The sequence below is a fragment of the Microbacterium sp. P03 genome, assembly GCF_043556235.1.
In the GTDB taxonomy this organism is placed as follows: Bacteria; Actinomycetota; Actinomycetes; order Actinomycetales; family Microbacteriaceae; genus Microbacterium.
On the sequence record NZ_JBIGIM010000002.1, the window covers coordinates 530,546 to 537,542 of the forward strand.

The window sequence follows — 6,997 nt, forward strand, 5'->3', positions numbered from 1 at the left end:
AGTGCGCTCGGTAGGCTGAGGAGGTGAGCGATACGAAGAACGACGGGACCAACGAGGGCGCACTCTGGGGCGGCAGGTTCTCCACCGGTCCGTCGCCCGAACTGGTCGCGCTGAGCCGATCGACCCACTTCGACTGGGCGCTCGCGCTCTACGACATCGCCGGTTCCCACGCGCATGCGAAGGCGCTCGCCGCTGCCGGGTACCTCACGGGCGATGAGGAGCGGCGGATGCACGAGGGTCTCGACACCCTCGCCGAACGGGTGGCCGACGGTACTCTGCAGGCGGTCCCCGGAGACGAGGATGTGCACGGTGCCCTCGAGCAGGCCCTGATCAGCGTGGTCGGCCCGGAGCTCGGAGGAAAGCTCCGTGCCGGCCGCAGCCGCAACGATCAGATCGCGACGCTCGTGCGGATGTTCCTGCTCGACCATTCCCGTGCGATCGCCCGCGACATCCTGCGTCTCATCGACGCGATCGTCGCGCAGGCAGAGGCGCACGAAGCGGCGGTCATGCCGGGACGCACTCACCTCCAGCACGCACAGCCGGTGCTGCTCGCCCACCACCTGCAGGCGCACGCCTGGCCGCTCGTCCGCGATCTCGAGCGACTCCGCGACTGGACCGCGCGCGCGGTGGTCTCGCCTTACGGGGGAGGTGCGCTGGCGGGGTCCACGCTGGGTTTGGATCCGCAGCTGGTCGCGAACGAGTTGGGATTGGCCCGTCCTGCCGAGAATTCCATCGACGGCACAGCAGCGCGCGACGTGGTCGCGGAGTTCGCCTATGTGACCGCGCAGATCGGCATCGATCTGTCGCGGTTCGCCGAGGAGATCATCCTCTGGAACACGCGCGAGTTCGGTTTCGTCACCCTCGACGACGGGTACTCGACCGGCTCGAGCATCATGCCGCAGAAGAAGAACCCCGACATCGCCGAGCTCGCCCGAGGGAAAGCAGGACGGTTGATCGGCAACCTCACCGGTCTGCTGGCGACCCTCAAGGGCCTTCCCTTGGCCTACAACAGGGACCTGCAGGAGGACAAGGAGCCCGTCTTCGACTCGATCGCCACGCTCGAAGTGCTTCTGCCGGCATTCACCGGAATGGTCGCCACCCTCCGGTTCGACACCCAGCGCATGCGAGAGCTCGCCCCTCAGGGCTTCAGCCTCGCCACGGACGTGGCCGAATGGCTCGTCACGCAGGGCACACCGTTCCGTGATGCGCATGAGATCTCCGGTGCGCTCGTCCGCGAATGCGAGACCCGGGGGATCGGGCTGGAGGATGCGTCGGACGAGCTGTTGACCCAGGTGTCGCCTCTGCTGACGGCCGATGTGCGCGAGGTGCTGTCCGTCGAGGGTTCCGTGGCGAGTCGCACGGGTCTGGGCGGCACAGCACCCGCGCGGGTGGCGGAGCAGCGGTCGGAGCTCATCGCCCGGTCCCAGGCGCTGGCGCACGCCCTCGTCCCGTAACGGACGATCACCCGGGCGCGTTATTAAGCGTATGTCTTATTTCTCTTGGAAATAAGCGATAGGCTGATCAAATGGCGATAGCAGTCATTGCGGACATCATCGGATCTCGTCGGCTCCCGGATCGCGACGCCGCCCAACGCACGCTCGACGAAACCATCGCGGCTGTGGAACGGGGGCTCCCTGCTCCGGTTCGGGGTCTCCGTCCCACCTTCGCCGACGAGCTGCAAGGGGAGTTCTCGGCTCTGGCCGACGCGCTGGCGTTCCTGCTCATGCTGCAACTGGCTCTCCCCGACGACGTGCAATGCCGATTCGGCATCGGCATCGGTTCCGTGGGTCTCGTCCGCTCTGTCAGCGGGGACTTGCCGGAGGGACCGGCGTGGTGGGCGGCGCGGGAGGCGATCGACACCGTCCATGACAAGCAGCAGCGCCTCGTGCCGACCACGCGCACGTGGGTCGGAGTAGCCGCAGACGAGCCGGCCTCCACGCGGGAGACGGCCATGCTCGCGAACACGATGCTGCTCTCCCGCGACCAGCTCGTCGCGGCCATGAGCGAGCGCACCCGCCGGCTGACGTACGGCCGCTGCCGAGGGGAGACGCAGAGACAACTTGCGGAAGCCGAGGGCATCACGCAGTCCGCGGTGTCTCAGGCGCTCGCCGGCGCCGGCGCCGCCGCGGTGATCGAGGGTTTCCGTCTGCTCCGCCAGGACGCGTCTCCTGCTTCCGGCGGGGCGGCCTGACATCACCAGATGGCGAGGTGCACCAGACCGCCGACGACACTCGCCCACAGCAGGCTGGCCATGGTGCCGATGATGAACCGCTCGCGCGACTCCGCCGCCGCCAGCTCCGAGAATCGTCCGACCCCCTTCACCGCCACGATGATCGCGAGCGCTTCCGGAAAGCCCGCCACGATCGCCACGACGACAGCCGTCCGCTCCAGGTACCCGATCGTGGCCCCGCCCCGCATCACTTCGCGCACCTCGGGGTGAGAGCTGACCGATGCCTCGTTCGAGTCCTCCGTCGCCGACGCCGGTGCGCGCAGCAGGATTCCCCCCGCGGCTCCGTCGCGGACGGTCCCGTGGGTGGCGATCGTCAGCACCTGGCGGGTGACCGGGTCGCCGCCGAGGATGGCGAGGGAGGTCCCGAGAAGGGCGATGATCAGTCCGACGGCGACCGGAACGTTCACGGGGGTCACGGCGACGATGATGAGCGCCAGCACCACCAGCCCCGTAGCGGCGATCAGCAGAACACGCGAAGGACGGCGGAGACTGACGATCACCAGCGCGAGCGCAGCGCTGAGGGCGAGGAACAGGAACGTCGAGAGCAACGCCACGATCAGCGCATCGAAGGGGAGCATCATGCGCCCCAGTGTGCCACCGACGTCCGTCATCGGACGGCGGCGAACGGTCGCGTCGGATGTCCGCTGATACGCTGAAGCGCGTGTCTGCACCGTCCTTGCCCGCTGTCGAGCCCACGAACGATCCGACGTTCGACACCCTGTGGGATGAGCTCGAATGGCGCGGCCTCGTGCACGTGTCCACGGACCCGGCGGCTCTTCGTGAGCTGCTCGACGGCGATCCGATCACGTACTACTGCGGCTTCGACCCGACGGCGCCCAGCCTTCACCTGGGCAATCTCGTTCAGCTCCTTCTGATGCGCCGTCTCCAGCTGGCCGGCCACAAGCCGCTGGGGTTGGTCGGCGGCTCGACCGGGTTGATCGGCGATCCCAAGCCGACCTCTGAACGCACCCTGAACGATGCGGCGACCGTCGCCGAGTGGGTGGGATACCTTCAGCAACAGGTGGCGCGCTTCCTGAGTTTCGACGGCGAGAACGCGGCGCGGCTGGTCAACAATCTCGACTGGACGGCGCCGATGAGCGCCATCGACTTCCTGCGCGACATCGGCAAGCACTACCGCGTGGGCACGATGCTGAAGAAGGACGCGGTCAGCGCCCGCCTCAACTCCGACGAGGGCATCAGCTACACCGAGTTCAGCTACCAGATCCTGCAGGGACTCGACTTCCGAGAGCTGTACCTGCAGTACGGATGCGTCCTGCAGTCCGGGGGCAGCGACCAGTGGGGCAACCTCACGAGCGGCGTCGATCTGATCAAGCGCTCCGAGGGGGCCAGCGTCCACGCCATCGGCACGCCGCTGGTGACCAACTCCGACGGTCGCAAGTTCGGAAAAAGCGAAGGCAACGCCGTCTGGCTCGACCCCGAGCTCACCAGTCCCTACGCGATGTACCAGTTCTGGCTCAACACCGACGACGCCGACGTGGCCGACCGGTTGAAGGTGTTCACGTTCCTGTCCCGCGCCGAGATCGAGGAGATCGTCGCTGAGCACGAAGCGGCGCCGTTCCGGCGGAGCGGGCAGCGGGCGGTCGCCGTCCTGGTCACGGAGTTCGTGCACGGCTCGGATGCCACGGCCGCGGCGGTCGCGGCATCCGAAGCCCTCTTCGGCCAGGGTGACCTGACTGCTCTGGACGCGGACACCTTGAGGAGCGCGTTGTCCGAGCTCCCGCATGCGGGCGTCACGCGGACGACCTCGGTGACGCAGGCGCTCGTGGAAACGGGCCTGTGCGCCAGTCTTTCGGAAGCGCGGCGCGCGATCGCCCAAGGCGGAGTATCGATCGACGGCGTCAAGGTCGTCGATGAGACGGCCGTCGTTCCGGGTTCGTTACCGGGCGGGGTCTCGGTACTGCGGCGGGGGAAGAAGACGATGGCCGGGCTCTTCGTCTCGGGCTGACGATGCCCTTCACTCCCAGTCACGCGGTCGTCGCGCTGTTGTTCGTCCGCACGCCGCTGGTGCCGGCGGCGATCGCCGTGGGTGCCATGGCGCCGGACCTCCCGCTCTTCGTCCGGGGGACACCTGTCACCTACGGCGGCACGCACGACCTTGCGCAATTGCCGAGCACGATCCTCGTCGCACTCCTCCTGCTCCTCACCTGGCGGATGGTGCTCCGTCCCGCAGCGCGTGAACTCGCGCCGCGCATGCTCGCGGAGCGACTGCCGGTTCAATGGGACGGCGGTGCCGCCACCGGGTGGCGCGAGACCTTCGCGGTGGCGGGCTCACCTCGACGCGCATCGTTTGTCGGTGTCGTGCTTCTGGTGACGTCTCTCGCGCTCGGCATCCTCACCCACGTGGTGTGGGACCTGTTCACACACGAGGGACGGTGGGGCAGCGAGATGCTCCCCGTGCTGGACGAGGAGTGGGGACCCTTCACGGGGTACAAGTGGCTGCAGCACGGTTCGAGCGTGCTCGGACTCGTGATCCTCGCGGTGTGCGCGCTCATCTGGTGGCGGCGGGCGGATACGACCGCCGTGCCTCCGCGGAGGAACGCGGAGCGGGGGATCGTTGACCGAGTGCTGCCCGGGTGGACGCGCGGCGCATGGTGGGTGTCGTTGCCCGTGATCCTGGTGAGCGGGTGGATCTGGGGAATGGTGGCGTTCGGACCGTTCTCTGCGGAGTGGACGATTCCGCACCTGGCATACCGGGTGCTTCCTCCTGCGTGCGCCCTCTGGGGGTGTCTGACCATCGTCGTCTGCATCGCCGTGCAGGTCGCCCGCTCAGCCCGGCGTGGCGCATCGGCGACGGCGGTCGGGAACGAGTGACCGCGCTGAGACACAGCGGCCGACCGGTGGTCGGGCCGAATCGGTCATCCTGTCTCGACCGGCCACTCCGGGGCATCGCATCCCCACGGCCGCGGCGCCGGGTAGTCCGAAGGCGCACCGGAGTAGGCGATCGCGGGACGCGTGGTGGTGACGAGGCCCGACGCGGTCGAGTACTCACGAAGATGACCAGCAGTGTCGACGGTGGGCGCGACGGACCGGTCGCCACGGGGCATCCCCAGGAGTTCCGCCGCAATACGTCGCAATGATGTCCTCACCATCCAGGTGCCGCCGTCCCGCGATTGGCGGAAAAGGGCGTTCATCACAGCGGCGGCCAGCAGATAACCCGCGCTATGGTCCAACGCCTGAACCGGAAGCGCACCGGGGGTCGAACCGTCGGGGGACTCGATCCAGGCGATCCCGCTCTCGGCCTGCACGAGACTGTCGAATCCCCGCCGAGACGCGGCGGCGGTGCCGAACCCCCAGGCGGAGAGCTGCGCGATGACGAGCCCGGGATGGGTCGCGCCGAGGTGGCGCAGCGACAATGACGCCATTGCGCGGGACGAGGGGCGGTAGGCGCCGACCACGACGTCGGCAGCGGAGAGCAGCCGTTCGAACCGATCGACCTGCCGTCGGACGTCCATGACGGCGGACCGTTTGCCGTGCCCAGTGTCGAGGTGCTGCCAGGGCAGCTCGGGCAGCCCCGGGGGATCGAGGCGCAGGACATCCGCTCCGAGATGGCTGAGCACCCGCGTCGCCACAGGCCCCGCGATCACTCTCGTCAGATCCAGAACACGGATGCCACGCAGGGGCGCCTCCGCCTCGGCGACCTGCCTTCGTCGAGCCGGCGCGCCTGCCCATCGCTCGACCGCCACGACGGGGTGCGCGCGCAGCAGCGCGTCGAGCGAAGGCTGCTCCCGTCGCACGACCACGCACAACCCACCGGCGGCCGTCGTCGCGTGGACGACCTCCCGTGAGGACAGTCGGAGGATCGCTGCACACGTCGCGTCCTTGTCGGCGTGCGGCGGCACGCCGAGCGCGTGGCGGAGTGCATCGGCGTGGTGAGGGTAGTTCGCGTGGGTCCGCACCCAGCCGTCCGACGATCGGAAGAAGCCTGAGAGCGGCGACCAGATCTGGGGCGGCGTCCCGTCGATGCGCAGGTGACGTTCGCTGGCGTAGGCGATTGCGATGCGCCCGCCGTCGAGTCGGACGCCCGCGGCGGGTGCCACCCACTCGGCTGCAGCCGATGAGGCCGCGGCCACGCTGGCATGGGCGAGCGCGGACGCCGCGGTCTGCGCAACGAGCGGTACATCGGCGCGCACATCGTCGGCTATGGCCGTCCAGTCCGCGCCGAGGTCGCTGCGCACACGTGCCCAGAGGTTCGCCGCTGTTGCGTGATCGCGCATGCACCGGACGATACGCGCCTCGCCGCCGGAACGCCGCAGGCGAGCACGTCGTGCGCCAGCGACCGGATCCCGCGGAATGACAGGGCCCGCCACCGCGACACGCCCGGGGTGCACGCAGGATTTGCCGACGCCTGAATCGGCACGTAACTTATTACTTGTTCGCCCCACAGGGAAGCGGAAAGGCCGAAAAGCCTCATCCCCCCTCAAGCGGAGAACCACCCCCCACACGAACACCCCTTGCGGGTTCGTCCTTCAGGACTAGAGTGGGGTTCTCACTCCTCATTGCAGTCGAAGAGTGCTGACCGGAGACGATAGACAGTCACGGACAGCCGATTTGACAAGCCGAGCGAGAGAGATAAGATAGACAGGTTGCTTCGCAGCATGGCCATTGAGTCATGTGGGCGGGGCCACAATGTCTGTCTTCGGGACACGCGGTCACAGCCGGCTTCGACATCACGTCGGAAAATGCTGATTTGACATGCGGGTCGCGATGAATAAGATAGAGAAGTTGCCCTGCAGGGGATGCCGAGAG

General features: G+C 68.1%; 6 protein-coding genes. 4 read left to right on the forward strand and 2 right to left on the reverse strand.

The window, feature by feature from the left end:
• Positions 1-23: 23 nt before the first annotated feature.
• A complete protein-coding gene (argH, locus tag ACFXOO_RS09625) occupies positions 24-1,454 on the forward strand; it encodes an argininosuccinate lyase (protein ID WP_378840377.1) in 1,431 nt (476 codons plus the stop codon).
• A 71-nt stretch (positions 1,455-1,525) separates the two neighbouring features.
• Complete coding sequence (locus ACFXOO_RS09630) at positions 1,526-2,191, forward strand: SatD family protein (protein ID WP_378840375.1); 666 nt, start codon at positions 1,526-1,528, stop codon at positions 2,189-2,191.
• Between the two features lie 2 nt (positions 2,192-2,193).
• On the opposite strand, the gene ACFXOO_RS09635 is transcribed toward ACFXOO_RS09630, so the two are convergent.
• Positions 2,194-2,811: a hypothetical protein gene (locus ACFXOO_RS09635; protein WP_378840372.1), complete on the reverse strand. Its 618-nt coding sequence runs from the start codon at positions 2,809-2,811 to the stop codon at positions 2,194-2,196.
• Positions 2,812-2,867: 56 nt separating this feature from the next.
• Here ACFXOO_RS09635 and tyrS point away from each other — a divergent pair, with 56 nt between their 5' ends.
• The gene (tyrS, locus tag ACFXOO_RS09640) at positions 2,868-4,196 is read left to right on the forward strand and encodes a tyrosine--tRNA ligase (RefSeq protein WP_378840369.1); all 1,329 of its coding nucleotides are present in this window, start codon (positions 2,868-2,870) and stop codon (positions 4,194-4,196) included.
• Positions 4,197-4,198: 2 nt separating this feature from the next.
• Positions 4,199-5,062: a DUF4184 family protein gene (locus ACFXOO_RS09645; RefSeq protein ID WP_378854184.1), complete on the forward strand. Its 864-nt coding sequence runs from the start codon at positions 4,199-4,201 to the stop codon at positions 5,060-5,062.
• Between the two features lie 44 nt (positions 5,063-5,106).
• On the opposite strand, the gene ACFXOO_RS09650 is transcribed toward ACFXOO_RS09645, so the two are convergent.
• Positions 5,107-6,465: a CoA transferase gene (locus ACFXOO_RS09650; protein ID WP_378854186.1), complete on the reverse strand. Its 1,359-nt coding sequence runs from the start codon at positions 6,463-6,465 to the stop codon at positions 5,107-5,109.
• Positions 6,466-6,997: the final 532 nt, after the last annotated feature.

Excerpts from the sequence above, each read along its gene's own strand:
- ACFXOO_RS09630 (WP_378840375.1), top strand. The coding sequence starts at position 1,526 with ATGGCGATAGCAGTCATTGCGGACATCATCGGATCTCGTCGGCTCCCG.
- ACFXOO_RS09635 (WP_378840372.1), bottom strand. The coding sequence starts at position 2,811 with ATGATGCTCCCCTTCGATGCGCTGATCGTGGCGTTGCTCTCGACGTTC.
- tyrS (WP_378840369.1), top strand. The coding sequence starts at position 2,868 with ATGTCCGCTGATACGCTGAAGCGCGTGTCTGCACCGTCCTTGCCCGCT.
- ACFXOO_RS09645 (WP_378854184.1), top strand. The coding sequence starts at position 4,199 with ATGCCCTTCACTCCCAGTCACGCGGTCGTCGCGCTGTTGTTCGTCCGC.
- ACFXOO_RS09650 (WP_378854186.1), bottom strand. The coding sequence starts at position 6,465 with ATGCGCGATCACGCAACAGCGGCGAACCTCTGGGCACGTGTGCGCAGC.